The sequence below is a fragment of the Atlanticothrix silvestris CENA357 genome (genome assembly GCF_016056295.1).
GTDB classification, from domain to species: domain Bacteria; phylum Cyanobacteriota; class Cyanobacteriia; order Cyanobacteriales; family Nostocaceae; genus Atlanticothrix; species Atlanticothrix silvestris.
The window spans coordinates 1-16,964 of sequence record NZ_JAECZB010000040.1 but is presented as its reverse complement, the minus strand read 5'-3'; the positions used below and the strand labels follow the sequence as shown (position 1 = coordinate 16,964).

The 16,964-nt window shown below is 39.4% G+C and carries 13 protein-coding genes and 2 pseudogenes; 7 read left to right on the top strand and 8 right to left on the bottom strand.

Annotated features, from left to right (window positions below; translation table 11 throughout):
- Positions 1–30: 30 nt before the first annotated feature.
- The 3 genes and pseudogenes from I8751_RS15085 to I8751_RS15075 form a co-directional block, all read left to right on the top strand.
- Positions 31–897, top strand: coding sequence for a calcium-binding protein (locus I8751_RS15085; RefSeq protein ID WP_214439967.1), 867 nt, complete (start codon positions 31–33; stop codon positions 895–897).
- Between the two features lie 54 nt (positions 898–951).
- Entirely contained in the window at positions 952–3,927 is a 2,976-nt protein-coding gene (locus I8751_RS15080) for a peptidase domain-containing ABC transporter (RefSeq protein ID WP_214439966.1), read from the top strand.
- A gap of 4 nt (positions 3,928–3,931) precedes the next feature.
- Positions 3,932–4,063: pseudogene (locus I8751_RS15075) on the top strand (transposase); the annotation flags it as partial.
- Positions 4,064–4,506: 443 nt separating this feature from the next.
- Here the strand turns inward: I8751_RS15075 and I8751_RS15070 are convergent.
- The 7 genes from I8751_RS15070 to I8751_RS15040 all read right to left on the bottom strand — a co-directional run bounded on the left by I8751_RS15070 (position 4,507) and on the right by I8751_RS15040 (position 13,152).
- Positions 4,507–5,784 carry a glycosyltransferase gene (locus tag I8751_RS15070; RefSeq protein ID WP_214439965.1) on the bottom strand — a complete coding sequence of 426 codons (1,278 nt, stop codon included), beginning with the start codon at positions 5,782–5,784 and terminating at the stop codon, positions 4,507–4,509.
- Positions 5,785–6,400: 616 nt separating this feature from the next.
- Positions 6,401–7,660, bottom strand: a complete 1,260-nt coding sequence (locus I8751_RS15065; protein ID WP_214439964.1) for a glycosyltransferase — start codon at positions 7,658–7,660, stop codon at positions 6,401–6,403.
- A 173-nt stretch (positions 7,661–7,833) separates the two neighbouring features.
- Positions 7,834–8,301 (bottom strand): DUF2141 domain-containing protein, encoded by a 468-nt coding sequence (locus I8751_RS15060; RefSeq protein ID WP_214439963.1) that lies wholly within the window; start codon positions 8,299–8,301, stop codon positions 7,834–7,836.
- 229 nt (positions 8,302–8,530) lie between these two features.
- Positions 8,531–9,526, bottom strand: coding sequence for a glycosyltransferase family 2 protein (locus I8751_RS15055; RefSeq protein ID WP_214439962.1), 996 nt, complete (start codon positions 9,524–9,526; stop codon positions 8,531–8,533).
- Between the two features lie 45 nt (positions 9,527–9,571).
- A complete protein-coding gene (locus I8751_RS15050) occupies positions 9,572–10,564 on the bottom strand; it encodes an NAD-dependent epimerase/dehydratase family protein (RefSeq protein WP_214439961.1) in 993 nt (330 codons plus the stop codon).
- 44 nt (positions 10,565–10,608) lie between these two features.
- The gene (devC, locus tag I8751_RS15045) at positions 10,609–11,787 is read right to left on the bottom strand and encodes an ABC transporter permease DevC (RefSeq protein ID WP_214439960.1); all 1,179 of its coding nucleotides are present in this window, start codon (positions 11,785–11,787) and stop codon (positions 10,609–10,611) included.
- 162 nt (positions 11,788–11,949) lie between these two features.
- Positions 11,950–13,152 (bottom strand): ABC exporter membrane fusion protein, encoded by a 1,203-nt coding sequence (locus I8751_RS15040; protein ID WP_214439959.1) that lies wholly within the window; start codon positions 13,150–13,152, stop codon positions 11,950–11,952.
- A 756-nt stretch (positions 13,153–13,908) separates the two neighbouring features.
- On the opposite strand from I8751_RS15040, the gene I8751_RS15035 reads away from it, so the two are divergent.
- The 4 genes from I8751_RS15035 to I8751_RS15020 all read left to right on the top strand — a co-directional run bounded on the left by I8751_RS15035 (position 13,909) and on the right by I8751_RS15020 (position 16,562).
- Positions 13,909–14,844, top strand: coding sequence for a methylenetetrahydrofolate reductase (locus I8751_RS15035; protein WP_214439958.1), 936 nt, complete (start codon positions 13,909–13,911; stop codon positions 14,842–14,844).
- A gap of 123 nt (positions 14,845–14,967) precedes the next feature.
- Positions 14,968–15,711, top strand: a complete 744-nt coding sequence (locus I8751_RS15030) for a Uma2 family endonuclease (RefSeq protein ID WP_214439957.1) — start codon at positions 14,968–14,970, stop codon at positions 15,709–15,711.
- Positions 15,712–15,963: 252 nt separating this feature from the next.
- Complete coding sequence (locus I8751_RS15025) at positions 15,964–16,218, top strand: FitA-like ribbon-helix-helix domain-containing protein (RefSeq protein WP_214439956.1); 255 nt, start codon at positions 15,964–15,966, stop codon at positions 16,216–16,218.
- Positions 16,215–16,562 (top strand): type II toxin-antitoxin system VapC family toxin, encoded by a 348-nt coding sequence (locus I8751_RS15020; protein ID WP_214439955.1) that lies wholly within the window; start codon positions 16,215–16,217, stop codon positions 16,560–16,562. The genes I8751_RS15025 and I8751_RS15020 overlap by 4 nt, the downstream gene beginning before the upstream one ends.
- An 8-nt stretch (positions 16,563–16,570) precedes the next feature.
- Here the strand turns inward: I8751_RS15020 and I8751_RS30425 are convergent.
- Positions 16,571–16,964, bottom strand: a pseudogene (locus I8751_RS30425) (IS701 family transposase); the annotation flags it as partial.

Here is a 16,964-nt window from a genome sequence, read left to right as displayed (position 1 = left end):
TAACTACTAGTTGAAACAGTTGTAATATCAATGCGAATTCTTTTTACCATTGCCCACTTTTTTAATCCTGATAGTAAGGGTAAGCACGCCTCTCAAAGGAAAGATCCCCGTCCTCGGCTGCTGGCGTTAAGCCAAAGTCTTGCTGCCTTACATCAGCTATATGGTAAATCTCAAACTATTATCAACATTGGACAGCGATTAGCTTTTGCTGCTAACCAACCGCAAGCCTATGATTTGGATGTTGTTATCTGTACAACTAAAGATAATCATCTTCTAAATCAGCTGCGTTTGCCTTCCCATTTTTATAAACATAATTCTACCCAAGTAGAACCTCTACTTTTAGGGTTCGAGTGCCAAGCTGTGCTACGTGATTGTTTAGGAAAGTATGACTATTACTGTTTTTTAGAAGATGACCTGGTACTGCATGATCCTTGGTTTTTTATTAAATTAAACTGGTTTACTCAACAAGCAAGTAACCTTAGTTTGCTCCAACCTAACCGCTACGAAGTTTCTACTCAAAATTTAACTCACAAAGCTTATATTGATGGCGATTTAGCACCAAGAGTAACCGCAGATTTTCAGAATGTGAAAGATAAATCAGAACTCAAAGGACAAATCATGGGGATGCCAATTACATTTCGTCGCACTCTCAATCCTCATGCTGGCTGTTACTTTTTAAACGCCGAACAAATGGCATATTGGGCAAAGCAACCTTATTTTCTTGACCGAGATACTAGTTTTGTTAGCCCTCTAGAAAGTGCTGCAACTTTAGGAATTATGAAAACATTTCGAGTTTATAAACCTGCGCCAGAACAGGCAAGTTTTTTAGAAATTCAGCACTTTGGGACAGGTTTTCTCAGCCTCATTGGGGAACAGGTGGGTTTAGCTGCTAGCTGAATATAGCTCATCTCAATTTTTAATTTTTAAAGTTCGCTTTTCACTTTATTCAGCATGACTTTTACTCAAAGCACTGTTCAAGAATTTCTCGCTACTCTTGAGGGTTTTGATAAATTATCAACGGAAATACTCAATAATTTATCACAAAAGCTTCAGCATCGAAGCTATAGTTTAGGTCAGCAAATTATTAGTAAAGACGAAATTTATCAGCAAGTAACTATTATTTACGAAGGAAAGGCTCGCCTATTAGCATACAACCCCCACACGCAACAGCCAATCACCTTAAATTTATTACAACCAGGGGCGATTATTGGCGAAATTAGCTTGTTCCGAGAAATACCTTGTGAGATAGCGATCGCTTCCACAGAACTCACTGGTTTATCATTAGATATAGAGGCATATTTAGGATTACTTTCTGCATACCCAAAGTTAGCTCAGGCGCGACAAAATATTTGTCATTTAGTAGAAATGTTCGATGTTCTCAGTGTACAGCCATACTTACAACCTGTAGATAATATAAATATTAAAAGTCTCGCTAAACAAGCTATAGAAACATCAAAAGTACATTACCTCGCGCCAGGAAAAACACCAGTTAGTCAACTAGATACTTCCAGGATTTGGTTTGTCAGTGGCGGTGGAAATATCAAAAACTTTGCTTGTGGTTCTCGTTTAGAATTGAACACTTTGCAAGATATTGTTGAGGTTGAGGGGAAAAATCCAGCGCGTTTGATTGGTTTACGTGGATTGCATTTATCAGGAATCGAAAGCAATGCGAAGCTAATTGAAGAAATTGAAATTCCCTATGCACCCGAAGAAGAATTACCATTAATCAAATCAAAAAAGGTAGAGACTCATCAAGAAATTATTAAAAATTATCCATTCTTTCGTGGTAAAGGTCAACTAAATTCTGCGATCGCTTGTTTTCAAATGATATCAGAATCTTTAGATATGCCCTTTCGCCGCGAAGTGATTCGTCAGCTTTTAACTGAGCAAATGAAACAACAAGGTATGATATCGTTTCAGGCTTGTGGTTATTTGGCTGATTTAATTGGACTCAAAGCACAATTAATAGACATACCCACCTCTTCATTAACCAGTATTCCCACCCCTGCATTAATTTACTATGGTGATAGTTATAGTGTAGTTTATGAAGCCAGCGAGCGCCTAATAGTTTTAGGTGTACCATCCCAAGGAATTTTATGGTACAAACCCAGTGAATTACTAACTCAATTAGATCTAGAACAAAGCAATTATCCATCTATAATTCGAGTATTGTTACTTGCAAAAACCACAACAACACCTCAAAATCGTTTTAGCTGGCAATGGTTTTTGCCCTATTTATCGCGTTACCGTCGTATACTCCTAGAAGTTTTTATTGCTTCTTTTTTTGTGCAGTTGGCAGCACTAGCTAATCCATTAATTATTCAGATAATTATTGATCAAGTAATTAATCACAATATCCATACTTTAAATATTTTAGGAGCTTTACTTTTAGTAGCTGCACTATTTGAAACTGTAGTTTCGGCACTACGAACATACTTATTTGTTGATACCACCAATCGTATAGATATAGGTTTAGGTACAGAAATTATCGACCACTTACTTAGGCTACCATTGCGTTACTTCCAACGCCGCCCAATTGGAGAACTTGCTACGCGGATTAACGAATTAGAAAATATTCGCTCTTTTCTCACAGGTACAGGCTTAACTGTAGGGTTAGATGCGCTATTTTCATTCGTTTATATCATTGTCATGATGATATATAGCTGGAAACTTACCCTTGTTGGTTTATCAACAATTCCAGTATTTGTAATTATTACATTAATGGCCTCTCCTACTATTAGACAACAAATACGCACTAAAGCCGAACGCAATTCAGAAACTCAATCTTATTTAGTTGAGGTCATGTCGGGAATTCAAACAGTCAAAGCACAGAATATTGAATTGCGATCGCGTTTTACTTGGCAAGAGCGTTATGCTCGTTACATTGCATCTGGATTTAAAAAAGTAGTTACATCTACTCTCGCTAATTCTATTAGTAACTTCCTCAATAAACTCAGCAGTTTGCTAGTTTTATGGTTTGGATCTTATTTAGTGTTGCAAGGAGAATTAACTTTAGGAGAATTAATAGCTTTTAGAATTATTTCAAGTTATGTTACTAGCCCAATATTACGTTTAACGCAACTTTGGCAGAATCTTCAAGAAACGGCTTTATCTTTTGAACGTTTAAGCGATATCATCGATACACCTCAAGAAACTGAAAAAGACCTCTATAATATCCCCTTACCAGCCATTAGAGGAAATGTGAAATATGAAAATGTCTTTTTTCGTTTTAGCTCAAGTGGAGCATTACAACTTTGCAATGTTAATCTTGATATTCCGGCTGGAAAATTTGTTGGCGTTGTTGGACAAAGTGGTGCAGGTAAAAGCACTTTAATGAAATTATTAATTAGGCTTTATGAATTAGAATCTGGTAGAATTTTAGTTGATGGTTATGACATTAACAAAGTAGAACTTTATTCATTAAGACAACATATTGGTGTAGTTCCTCAAGAAACGCTGTTATTTGAGGGGACAGTACAAGAAAATATTGCTTTGACAAATCCAGAAGCTACAACAGAAGAAATTATTGCAGCCGCGAAAGTTGCAGCCGCCCACGAATTTATCATGAACTTGCCGAATGGTTACAACACGCGGGTTGGTGAACGAGGTGCAGCCCTTTCTGGAGGACAAAGACAAAGAATTGCGATCGCGCGTTCTGTTTTACAAAAACCAAAACTCTTAGTTTTAGATGAAGCAACCAGTGCATTAGATTATTCCACAGAACGACAAGTTTGTTTAAATTTAGCAGCAGCATTTAAAGAAAGTACAGTTTTTTTTATTACCCACCGTCTCAATATTGTGAAAAATGCAGACATAATTATTGTTATGGGTAGTGGCAAGGTGATAGAACAGGGTAATCATAATGAATTAATGGCTTTGCAAAACCATTATTATTACTTATACACTCAACAAGAATTCAAAATATAAAATAATTATCAAGCCTTTTCTACGCACGTCTAAAGGATTTGGGCATCCTGTAGAAGTAGATTTACGAGAAATTTTAAATGCTATTTTCTACGTGCAATATACCGAGTGTCAGTGGGATATGCTACCTTATGATCTTCTATTTTTATTTCTAATTATTTTCATTGAGGCTCAAATTTCTGTGACATTACAAAGGTTATTTTTTATATTTAACATAATTCCGTATATATTTAAAAAGATTGTGAAAGTTACTGGATGCATCACATAATTGGGTTAAAGTTACAAGTAGTCTTTTGAATAAATCACTCAAAATGTTAAATATGATAATGTTATTTGGCTTGTCAGATTTTCTTGTTTAAAAAACTACAAAAATCGCACAGGCAAAAAAGACTGGCTTTAAGAATTTCCAATTTTTTCTTTGTATTTGTGGATGGATATTTTGCCAGATGCATAAATACTTGTATTGTAGGCGATCGCCCAATTATAACTGGTGCTATACTGGGCGATTCAACACTATCCTTAAAGCAATCTCCTGGTTAGTTTTGGTAAAATTAACCCTGGTGAAATTGTTAAATTTAACAGTTAGATTGATGAGCTAACTGTTGTTACATCTATTGGTTCCGATGCATCTACAAGTTGGTAGAGTTTTTCTTCAAACTTTGTCATACATGTCGACCAGTCAAATTCTAGAATAGAAGGGCGAGCATGGCGAGTTAAATCTGCTTTTAGGTCGGGATTTTCTAGAATCTCAATTACCTTTTGGGCAAAATCTGTGGGGTTATTGGGTTTAGCTAAAAAGCCGTTGCGACCAGGAAATACTTGTTCAGAAGTTGAGGGTGCAATCACCGCAACTACAGGAGTTCCAGAAGCTAGGGCTTCGTTATTTGTGGTACAGAAATTTTCTGTCACAGAGGGGTTAACAAATATGTCTGCTCGTGCAAACCAACCCAATAATTCTGTACCGTGGGACTCACCCCAAATCGTCACACCAGATGCAAAATTTTGGGCGCGCCGACGAATTTCTTCATCTAAAGGGCCGCTACCAACAATAACTAAATGCACATCAGGAATTTTGGCTGCGATTAGTGGATATGTATCTAGAAGTTGGTCAACATTTTTTTCCGCAGTTACACGCCCGACAAATAAAATAGTCGGTCGGTGATCATGGGGAATTGGGTCATAACAGATATTTTGGGGATGAAATTTATCGCAATCAATGCCTTGATAAGGAACATATTCACTGCGTTGAGATTTCAAACTTGTATATTTAGCAAGCTGTTCTTTAGAAGAGAAGAAATTAGCGTCGTAAGACTCACTAAACTGCTTGATAAAAATGGGCAGAATGGGGCGAAGAAAGCCAAACAGATAATCTCCCAAGTAATATCGAATATAGGCAACGATATCAGTATGGAAAACAGAAATGATGGGCGTACCTGTGCGTTTGCCATATTCAGCCCCTACAGGGCGACCATAACCCTGGAGGAAAAGTGAGTAAAAACCTCTCATTGCAGGTGCTTCTTCCACCACCACAACATCAGGTTGAAAATCTAACAGTAATTCTGTATCGCTCCAATGACGATGGTGTAATGGTTCCGGAAGAGACTTGTAAAAAAGCAGAGGTTTTGTGGGATATGCATAGGCAGAAAAGTTAGGATATAACTTTAATTCTGCCAGTCCAGGTACGCGGCGATCGCGCACTTCTTGGGGAAATTTAGCGTTAATTTCTGGATGGATGAGAAATACTTCATGTCCTTGCTGTAGCAACCAGCGGACTCGTTGATGTACTGCAACTCCTACCCCTGATAAAAATGGAGCATACACACCTGTCATGATTGCAATGCGAAGTGATTGTTTTTTCATAATTCAAGGAAATCTTTCATGAAAATGCTGGTTTGCGATTTAGGACTTACGCAGCAAATCTTTCATGAAAATCCTGATTTCTGTATCAATTATGAACTGCTGGTGATTGCAAATATACCCAGCTATTCCCATTAATACAGTTGGATTTAGGACTTACGCATTGACAAATGATTTCAACTCTAGATTGCAGAGTGTATGTTTCTCATCTTGATTCCAAAATTCTCAAAGCATCAAACTGTTGAGCCACAATTCCCCTTTAAATATTTCTTTAAACCCTTTCCTATAATCCAAATACATCTTTACAATCAAAGGATTCGAGCATGTATTTAACGTGAGTTCGACGAGTATTGTTTTGACCTCTCCCCCAGCCCCTTTCCTACGAGGAGAGGGGAGTAAAACGTTGCTCCTCCCTCTCCTGACGGAGACGCTACGCGTAGCTTGCTTCTCCAAAGGAGTACGCCTTTTAAGAGAGGTCTGTTGAACTCAGGTTATTTAGATCAGAGTTTGGGTTTTGGCTAACCTAATTTATTAGCCATCAAATACTATAATTCCTGAATATGACTGTAGAAGACTTGGAAAGTTTGCAGCCTTTCAACTGTAGTTGATACTTAACAAATCAAAGAGAAACTTTGCTATCAATAGGTTGATCCAACAAATCATAAGGATGGTATTCAACCAATCGGACATTCGAGGGGCCTTGAATCCGATAGATCACGCCACGCCATTTAACTGTTGAAATCCAAATAGACGATAGCATTGCTAAGCCATATACCCACTGTGTCAAGGGGATGGCCAGCAACATTTTCACTACCGTTACAACTGACAATTTTGTAACTGGCTGACCTTGGGCATAAACTACTTGCTGTATTGCTTGTTCGACGATCAGCATCAACAAGAGTAATCCTAGAGTATAGATGCTATATGAAGAAAACAATAAAGCAGCCGTTTCCCATTGGGCATCCCCCAAAGATATTAGAAACACCACTATAGCCATAGTCGGAAACAGGATGCTAGAAACAGCTTCACTCACTAAAGCTAACCAACGGGGGTGATACAGACGAGAATAAAGTACTAGACGCTTGAGATAGTCTAGTAAGCCCAATAAATCGCACTCTTCACGATTCAACATAATTAGGGAAGGCACAAATTTGATCTGCATCCCATGTTTTTTGAGAACATTGTGCATCATCATGTCTTCGCCAAAGGCTTGTCCCCATTTATCTAGCAGTCCTGTTTGGTGCAGTACTTCTGTTTTTACCGCTAAAGTTCCACCCCAAGGAATGCCAAATAAATACATCTGCACGATGGTAGAGACATTACCAGCGTACCGTACTAAAGAACCCCAATAATTACCTGTTGGTACATACCAGCGATTGCCTGTTGTCGCCCCAACTTTAGGATTAGTTAAAGGACTAACTAATTCACGCAACCAATTAGGATGGACTATAGTATCGGCATCTACTAAAGCAACTACCTTGTAAGAATCATCCAAGTCTGAAACAGCTTGCACTAGGGCACTACATTTAAGACTGCAATTGTGGCGGATAATTCTTAAATGGCTGATTTGGACGTTAGTTGCTTCTAGTTCTTTGATCGTATCGCTAGCAATTTGCCAAGCAGGATCTTCTTGACTATCGATGATCAGTTTTAAATCGTATTGTGGGTAATTTTGCTTTAACAGTCCTTGCAAGCATTTGGATAAAAATGGATCAGCTCCACGTAGGCAAAGAACCACTGCTGTTTTAGGTAACTGCTCGTCGGGTAATGACTTTTTGGGACGCGATCGCAAGTATAACAAAAAAGCCAATGTGATACACGCCTGAATACCCAGCCAACCCAGCAAAGACTTAGATAAAAATATCGCCAACTCTTTCATGAAATCTATAGTCTCCGGCAAATTTAGCCTTGTTTAACACCGAGTTGCACTCTGGATATTGGGAATGGAAAGGGGCAGGGTTAAAGGTTTTGTTTTTTCATCCTTTACCCTTTAACCTTTTCCCCCTTTTCTTGCTCCCCCTGCCCCTCTGCTTCTTCTTCCCCTGCTCTCCTTTAGGGGTCGAGCGAATATTTCATGACAATATTGATTGTTGTAGTTTTAGCCATCGAAAAACTCGACTTACTAAACTTTGGCGTACCTGTTGTGATAGATACAGTTGGATTATTGGAAATACCAAAACCTTCTTTGGGAATACCAAAGAAATCTGTGTCAAGTTTCTTATTGCCGTTTTGGTCATCAACTACAGCGACAGCATAATTTCCAGGTTTCAAGCCATAGAAATCTTTTCTTAAAGACGAACCTGTAATTTTAGTGCAGCCACTTTGGACTTCACTAGTATCACTCATAGGAAATCCTTTTTCACTAGCGTAAACTCTCAAACAAATTTCGCCTTTTTGGTGACGTATGCCATTCACTAAAACAGTTAGCTTAGTGGTAGGCTCGGCATTTGCAATGCTAGTGCAACTGAGACTTAACAAAGTAGTCAATAAAAGACGACAAAAATGAGTTATTTTTAGCATGATTGGGTATTTGTTTCCAGGTATTTTTTGCCTTTATCTGCACTTTGGAATAATCTATAACAGTAGAAAATTACTGTTTTAACGTGAGTTCGACAAGTCTTATTTGACCTCTCCCCCAACCCCTCTCCGTGTCGGAGAGGGGAGCAAAAAGCTCAATTTTTCGTTGCTCCTCCCTTTCCGTTTCGGAGAGGGAGGGAGTGAGTGAGAGGTTCATCGAACTCATGTTGTTTTAGTCGATTATCTCCAAAGGTGTTTTTCGCTTTTGAATTGAGACATTTTGCCAACGTTCCCAAAAAGTTTGAGCCACTCTCAATAAATCTTTTAGCAGCAGGTATTCAGTTCCTCTCAACTGTCTATATATACTGATATGGCAACAAATTCGCTCATACAAACTTAGCTGAAATAACCAAATGGTACGCGTATATTCCCATAAAATTCTCCAATGAGGAAACAATATCTGTCCTTTTTTTGCCGAATCAAACCACACAGTATATGAGTAAAAATCAGGAAACATACTCAAAGATGCATGAGTATTGTTGTTAGTAAACAGCCAGTAATTTGGCATAAACATACTCATCGATTGTTGCGGATGGCTTCTAGCAAAGAATAGGTATTCGGGGATTTCATAAAATTGCCCCAGCATACCAAGTCTTAACAATAAAATTCCATCCGCGAGGCCGTAACTACCCATAGGTGGTATTTTTCTGAGGGCATCAACGCGGATTACTCCGTAACATTGATAGCAGAGATGTTTAGTTAGTAACTCGTGAAAACGCTTTTGAGGTTGTAGGGAATCGGTATTGAGTTTGATATTATAGTTTTGGAGAAAATTCCCATTTTCGTCAATAAAATATACATGGGAATGGCACAAAACCACTGTAGGATTATGGTCAAGTACTGCAACACATTTGGCGATAAATTCTGGAGCATGTAGATCATCATAAGCAGCCCACTTAAAGTACTCGCCTGAAGATAATTCAAAAACTCGATTGAAGTTACGAGCGCAACCAATGTTCTGTTGATTACGGTAGTAACGGATACGTTGATCTTTGGCAATGTATGTGCGACAAATCTCCTCAGTTTTATCTGTAGAAGCATTATCTGAAATAATTAGCTCAAAATCTTCAAAAGTCTGAGCCAATAGTGAATCTATGGCTTCTTTGAGAAATTTTTCACCATTATATACAGGCAACCCAATGCTCAACCGTGGTTGATTGTTGCTCATAGGAAACAATTTATGGGGAAATTTGTAGACAATTTTATCAGCACTTTACTTTTGGATATCAGTTTGTTGCATCCATTCTTTTGTGAGCCTCATTCCCTCTTCCAAATCAATTTTTGGTTTGTAATCCAGTAGGCTTTGGGCTTTAGCAATCGAATAAGTATGAGGACGAGTCATAAAATCTACAGACTCAGGGAGGATATCGGCTTTTTGGCGAAAAAGTTTTTGTCCTTGATGGCGCAGTCGCAAAAATAACTTCATTTCATCTTTTGGCAGAGACATAGGTGCAGCTAAACCTTCCATTGCGGCTAAACGCATGAAGTACTCTTTCCAAGAGGTGTTTTGTCCGTCGGTGATATTAAATATTTCTCCGTAAGTTTCTTTAGCGATCGCTAGAAAAATCCCATCGATTAAATTATCTATATAGACATGATTTATTACCCCTTTACCTTCATTGGCATAAGCAAATAATTTTTGGCGCATCATCAAAATTGGTTTGACTATCCAAGGAATGCTTCCAGGTCCGTAAACATCTCCGGCGCGAATAATAATCACACCAAAATCTGGTGGATTGTTTAGGGGTAAAAGTTCTTTTTCCGCTTCGATTTTTGTCTGGCAGTAGGGATTATTATCACCAGCAAGTGGCCCAGATTCGGTAACATCATCAGGATAGCTAAAACCATAGACCATCACACTGGAGAGATGAACAAAAGCTTTAACAGCCGCATTTTTAGCAGCTTTGGCCATGTTGACTGCGCCTTTGACATTGACTTCCCGAAAATGCTTCAGTGGGCCAGCCTCTTGGGTAACTTGTGCTGTATGTAAAACTATGTCTACTCCCTGACAAGCCTTTTGGGCAATAGTAGGATTGGTGATGTCACCAACAATCACCTCAATATCCAAATGTTGTACTTTTGTGCGATCGCTAGAACTTTGTAGTCCACGAACCTTCATTCCTTGCGTTATGGCTAACTCGGCTGCACGCAAGCCGATAAATTCATCAATTCCAGTAATTAGGAGGGTTTTATTTTGCAAGTTCATACAAAAGGACGAATGGTGAAGGGTGAACAATAATACTTAATTCTTTAGAAAATATCAGCTGGGTCTGCGGAGCGTAATTTATTAATAGCAAGCGCCCCAGAAGTCATACACATGAGAACTGCTGATACTAAGACAATTAATGCATTATTAAAAGTCATCATGATTGGTAATTTAGTAGCTCCACTGGCAAAGTCATATAAAATCACAGAGAAAAGAAACCCTGGTATATAACTTGCTAATGCTAAGATTAGTGCTTGTTGAAACACCACCTTTAATAGATAAGCATTGGGATATCCAATAGCTTTGAGAGTTGCATAAGCAATAAATTGAGTAGCAATATTACTGTAAAGAATTTGATAGACAATAACTACGCCCACAGCAGAAGCCATTGTCAGCATGAGGTTTAAGATAAAACCAATAGGTGTCCTGACAGACCAATAGTTTTTCTCAAAGTTAATAAATTGTTGGCGAGTAAAAATTTGGACATCATTGGGTAAACTCGCTTTTAAGTTTTCGAGAATTTTTTCTGGATCAACACCTAGTTCCAGAGAGACTACACCTATATCTATCTTCTCTGCGGGCCGAGTGTTGGGGTTGATTCTCAAAAAAGTTGAATCACTGACAATTAAATTGCCATCTACACCAAACGAAGGCCCTAAGCTGAATAAGCCACCAACTCGTACTCTATAACCAATTTGGGCATCAAAAGGAAATATTTCAATTGTTTGCTCAGTATCTCCTTTGTCGAAATTTGCAGCGATTGGGCCGAATTCTGGGCGAGAATCGCGGTCAAAAAGCATGACATCAGGAATTTTGAGTTTGTCTAAATTTTGCTCAACTTCAGGTATATTCATCACAGGTCTGCCCGGATCAAACCCAATCACATAGATAGAGTACTTCTCTCCGGAGGCAGGATTTTTTAACTTTGCAAATTGCAAATACATGGGGCTAACTGACTCTACACCATCAAACCCCAAAGCTTGGTACAACCGAGTCCGCGAAAAGCTTTGGCTTGATGTCAAAGACTTATATTGAGAACTGACTAAAAATAAATCACCTCTAAGACTTTGATGAACTGCTGTCGCACTAGAATAAAGAGCATCTTGAAAACCAAGTTGCACAAACATCAAAAGAACAATAAAACCAATCCCAGCTATAGCTACTAGAAAGCGAATTTTTTGCTGGGCTAGTTGTAGCCATGCCAAAGGAATTTTGAAATTCATGGATTAAATTGTTATTTGTTAGCTGTAAGTCAGTGCGGTCTTCTCCCAAGGGGAGACGCTAAAAGCGATGGGGGTTTCCCCCATGAGCAACTGACGAACCCGAAGGGTCAGTTGTCAGTTGTCATTGATTACAACTACTGACCACTGACTATTGACCACTGACTATAGTTGAATGGCAACATCCACTTGTAAATTCGTTAAACGTGCTACCCGTTGACTATCTGCGGGATTATCGATAGATATTTTAACCTCAACTATTCTGCGATCTGTGTCTGATCTGGGGTTAAGGCTAAAGATGCTTTGTTTATCAACTTGCCAACCAATCTCGCGCACAGTTCCCTGCAATTTTCCAGGAAATGCACTGCTGCTAATGATGGCTTTTTGACCTACGCGCACTTTTTGCACATCGGTTTGATATACCTCTGCAACTACGTACATTTGAGATATTTTGCCTATCTCAGCAAATCCAGTACTATCGATTACTTCTCCGGCTCTGGCGTGAATTTTGAGGACTTTACCATTTATGGGAGATTTTATGTAAGTTAATTCCTGGTCAGCCTTTGCTTGTTTGATAGAAGTTACAGCACTCTTAACATCAGCTTGTGCAAGTTCAACATCGACAGTACGGACTTCTTTAATACTGTTAAGTCTGGCTTGGGCTTCTTTAATTTGGTCTTGGTAGGTGTTTTGAGTCCGGTTGAGGGCAGCTTTGGCTTCTACAAGCTGCTGTTGTGCAGTTTTCAATTGCAAAGCTTTAGTATCTGCTACAGAAGCAGCGATCGCACCTTGTTTGTATAATTGCTGATACCTTTCATTCTCAGTCTGAGCATTGTCTACTTCAGCCTGAAGCCGGTTGATTGTTGCTTCTTGAGTAGCAACATCTCCTTTAAATTGAGATTCTAAACTGGCGATCGCAGCTTTTTGAGCATTAATATCTCCAGGTTTTGCTCCTGATTTTACCTGCGCTAATTTCGCCTTTGCAACTTGCAGTTTATCTAAAGCTTGTTGTAAAGCTGCTGTAGCACGAGTATAATCTTCTAGATACGCTAATACTTGCCCTGCCTTAACTTGCTCCCCTTGCTGCACCATCAGTCTTTCCACTCGAATACCATTGGTTGAACTGGGAGCAGATAAAGTAGTAACTTCGCCATCAGGCTGCAAACGTCCTAAAGCCGTCACAGCAACTTTAACAGGAGTAACTGTTGCAGGTTTGGCTGGGGGAGTCTCAACTTGAGAGCGAAATTTAGTTGGTGGAAAACTAGACAAATATATGAGTCCGGTAGCTAAAGTGATAGAAGCTGCCAAAATTATCTGCCACCGCCCTAGGGGTTTTGTGAAGAACTGGCGTTCCTTATTGAGTGCCATATTTTCATTCCAATTATGCTATATCAGGAAATAGCCTTGATGGCTATAGTGCAACTTTGAATCGACGGGTTGAAATGAGACAAGAAAAAAAGTCTGTGATGCTCAGGAGACTTGCTGTCTAGACATCAAAATTGCAACCAGACAAAATGAAAACACCCATTAAATCAACCTTGACACTGTAATATTTAGGCGATCGCAATAGACTCAGCCGATGATTCACCAAGAGTGCTTTTTCTCTATGGTTTGATCTTCAGTAAACGGAGAGTTTAATTAGTTCTGTATGAATTGCTGTGTGCTTTTACGTTAGACGTAAAATAATAATTTGGCGAGGAAATTAATGATTGATTTACTCCAAACTTTCTCAGTTGTATCCTAATTTGACATCGAATCAAGTAGCGTAAAATACGATATCGTTAACTAGAAAACTCAAATCTCAAGAAGAACGAAGCGCTAATAAAAATGACTGGAAAACTTGGATAAACTTGTGCCTAATTATGGCAAAAAATTTTTATTTTGTCAACTACAATTGGGAATTGGGAATTGGGGCATGGGGCATGGGGCATGGGAAAGAAGGGGTAAGGGGGAAAGGGGAAGGTGGGGCCCCCTTTGGGGATAAGGGGCAGGGTTAAAGGGTTTATTTTTTCATCCTTTACCCTTTAACCTTTTCCCAAGATTGTTACTCCTCTGCCTCTTCTCATGGTTTCTCTTTAAGGTGTTGTTCGTTATACCCTTGAAGAGAACCAAATTATCAATGTTATGGACAATAACCATAGTTATAGCTATAACGCCTTGAATTGTTTCCGTAAAGCTGCGCAAGCGGAAGAATTTTTAGTTACCGCCGAGGTAGCACCACCGAAAGGAGGAAATCCAGTGCAGATGCTTCAAATGGCGGCGACCCTTAAGGGAAGGGTTCATGCTGTCAATATTACTGATGGTAGCCGCGCTGTATTACGAATGTCTTCATTAGTAGCATCAGCAATTTTATTACAAAACGGCATTGAGCCAATTTGTCAGATGGCTTGCCGCGATCGCAACCGTATTGGTTTACAAGCCGATCTCATGGGCGCTCATGCCTTGGGTATTCGTAACATCTTAGCTTTGACTGGCGACCCAGTAAAGGCAGGCGATCATCCCGATGCGAAAGCCGTATTTGACTTAGAAGCTGTGCGATTGCTGCAATTAATTCGTAAGTTAAATCAAGGCGTTGATTGCAACGAAAAACCTTTGAGCGATGAAGCGACAGATTTATTTGCTGGTGCAGCAGTAGATCCACAATGTGCAAGTTGGTCAGGTTTACAAAGTCGATTTGAACGCAAAATAGAAGCAGGAGCGCAGTTTTTTCAAAGTCAATTAATTACTGATTTTGAAAGACTAGAAAAGTTTATGGACAAAATAGCTTCTGCTCATAAAAAACCAATTTTGGCAGGAATTTTCCTGTTGAAATCAGCCAAAAATGCTCAATTTATTAATAGGTGCGTTCCGGGTGTAAATATACCCGAACACATTATTGATAGGTTAGCACAAGCCAAAGAGCCGCTTGAAGAAGGCATGAAAATTGCAGCGGAGCAAGTAAAGATTGCGCGGCAATTGTGTCAAGGTGTCCACATGATGGCAGTGAAGCGGGAAGATTTGATTACACCAATTTTAGATCTAGCGGGAGTTGCGCCAGTTAATTTGGTGGTAGCGAAGTAAATCAAGTTAGGCGATCGCATTTCCTAATGTGTATAGGCGATGTCCGTTGTAGGCATCGCCCTGCCTTTCTCCCCTTGTATTGCTAAACTAAAAAACAACCCTTACCCCTGCAAAGGTAGCCTTATGACCTCTGCAACCAATCCAGCCAGCGAACTTACACCTTTTCCAGACCATACGCAGCTACCAGAGTCTGACGGTACATTCGTGAAAAACTTCCAGGAACATCCGCAAAGCATTCTACTAACGGACTCGATTAAACCGATACTACAAAAACGTCACCCGGATGGGCAATACTGTATTGGCCAAGATAGCGGCATTTATTGGCGCATGACTGACCCCCCAGAAAAAGGTGCAGAAGCACCAGATTGGTTTTATGTAGGGAATGTACCGCCCATGCTGGATGGTCAAACACGCAGGTCTTATGTATTGTGGCGGGAGTTTATTGCCCCGTTGATTGCCTTGGAATTTGTCTCTGGTGATGGTAGTGAGGAAAGAGACAAAACTCCTTGGAAAGGGAAATTTTGGATTTATGAGCAAGTAATTCATCCAGCTTTTTATGGTATTTATGAAGTGAGTAAAGCCAGCGTAGAAGTTTATGAATTAGTTGGGGGACAATATCGGTTACTAGCAGCCAACGATCGCGGTCATTATCTCATACATCCTTTAGGTGTAGAGTTAGGTATATGGCAGGGAGAATACCAGAATATGGAATTACCCTGGTTACGCTGGTGGGATTTGCAAGGTAATTTATTGCTGACTGGCGAGGAAAGAGCCGAACAAGAAAGTCAAAGGGCTGAACAGGAACGTCAAAGAAATGAACGCTTGGTTGCTCAATTGCGATCGCTCGGCATTGAACCAGAAGTTTAGGTATTTGGTTTAAAGATGCGTAGATGCGTAGCAGCTTGTCTTCAGACATCATCCGCTTGACTAACTTAAAATTTCATAAGTCACTAAAAAATCATCCTGAAATATGGCTCAATACTTTTCGGATAAGAATGGTAGGTTGGGTTGAGCGATAGCGGAACCCAACGAATGGTTGATAACGTTGGGTTTCGTTCCTCAACCCAACCTACTTCTATTTCTAAGCTGTATTGTCCTTTAACCGAAAATTATTGAAATATGGCTCAAATCTTAGTTGAAAACTTAGATCCTGTTATTCTACAAAAGCTAGAAAATCTTGCCAAACAACATGGTAGGTCTTTGCAAGAGGAATTAAAACATATCCTACAACAAGCCGCAGAAACAGCGACACATTACCACACTGGCGGCGATATGGAAAAAGCCAGAGAAGCAGTAGCACGCGCTCAGGTAAGATATGCAGGAAAAGATTTCAGTGATAGTACTGAACTCATCCGTGAGGATAGAGAACGGTGAGCCGATATGTTTTAGATGCCAGCGTTGCTATAAAATGGTTTGTTCCTGAAGTCCACTCTGACGCAGCTAGGCGTTTACTGGCAAATAATCATATTTTTTTAGTTCCAGATTTTTTCTTCGCAGAAGTAGCAAATGTTTTGTGGAAACGAGTACGTCGCGGTGAAGACACTGCTGACAATGCCAGACAAACTTTGGCAGATTTAAATGCAATTCCTGTAGAAATTTACTTATCTCAGCCATTGATGCCACTTGCTTTGGATATTGCCCTTCAGAGCGATCGCGCAGTGTATGACAGTTTATACTTATCCCTTTTCTGTCACTCTCCTGAAGTAAAAATCTTTTAATTGTACTTTTATCCATCAGGAAGATAAGGTTTGAACTCATTCATAATCCTGGTTAAAACTAAAAAACCTTTGACTAAATCAGGGATGCGAAATACTTCAAGCCAAGGAGAAATTAAACAAAAAAATATCTTCGGCTGTATGATGAGACGGAGGTTATTCAAAGTACTTTTCCAACTTGTTTCATGATGCCACCATGAATGTAAACAGAACTTATCTGTGATTTCATCAGGTACAGAATCTGTTTCATGTGAAGTATTATCGTTCTGGTAATGTCTCAATCTTTTGAATGGTTCTGATTGCAGACTGATCATGAAGTAAGTAGAGAAAATGATTTCCCACCATCGCTCTATTTCTTGATAATCAGTCACCCGATAATCTGCCCAGCCTAATTCATTCTTACTC

Coding starts and splice junctions, on each gene's coding strand:
- I8751_RS15085 (WP_214439967.1), top strand. CDS start 31: ATGCGAATTCTTTTTACCATTGCCCACTTTTTTAATCCTGATAGTAAG.
- I8751_RS15080 (WP_214439966.1), top strand. CDS start 952: ATGACTTTTACTCAAAGCACTGTTCAAGAATTTCTCGCTACTCTTGAG.
- I8751_RS15070 (WP_214439965.1), bottom strand. CDS start 5,784: ATGAAAAAACAATCACTTCGCATTGCAATCATGACAGGTGTGTATGCT.
- I8751_RS15065 (WP_214439964.1), bottom strand. CDS start 7,660: ATGAAAGAGTTGGCGATATTTTTATCTAAGTCTTTGCTGGGTTGGCTG.
- I8751_RS15060 (WP_214439963.1), bottom strand. CDS start 8,301: ATGCTAAAAATAACTCATTTTTGTCGTCTTTTATTGACTACTTTGTTA.
- I8751_RS15055 (WP_214439962.1), bottom strand. CDS start 9,526: ATGAGCAACAATCAACCACGGTTGAGCATTGGGTTGCCTGTATATAAT.
- I8751_RS15050 (WP_214439961.1), bottom strand. CDS start 10,564: ATGAACTTGCAAAATAAAACCCTCCTAATTACTGGAATTGATGAATTT.
- devC (WP_214439960.1), bottom strand. CDS start 11,787: ATGAATTTCAAAATTCCTTTGGCATGGCTACAACTAGCCCAGCAAAAA.
- I8751_RS15040 (WP_214439959.1), bottom strand. CDS start 13,152: ATGGCACTCAATAAGGAACGCCAGTTCTTCACAAAACCCCTAGGGCGG.
- I8751_RS15035 (WP_214439958.1), top strand. CDS start 13,909: ATGGACAATAACCATAGTTATAGCTATAACGCCTTGAATTGTTTCCGT.
- I8751_RS15030 (WP_214439957.1), top strand. CDS start 14,968: ATGACCTCTGCAACCAATCCAGCCAGCGAACTTACACCTTTTCCAGAC.
- I8751_RS15025 (WP_214439956.1), top strand. CDS start 15,964: ATGGCTCAAATCTTAGTTGAAAACTTAGATCCTGTTATTCTACAAAAG.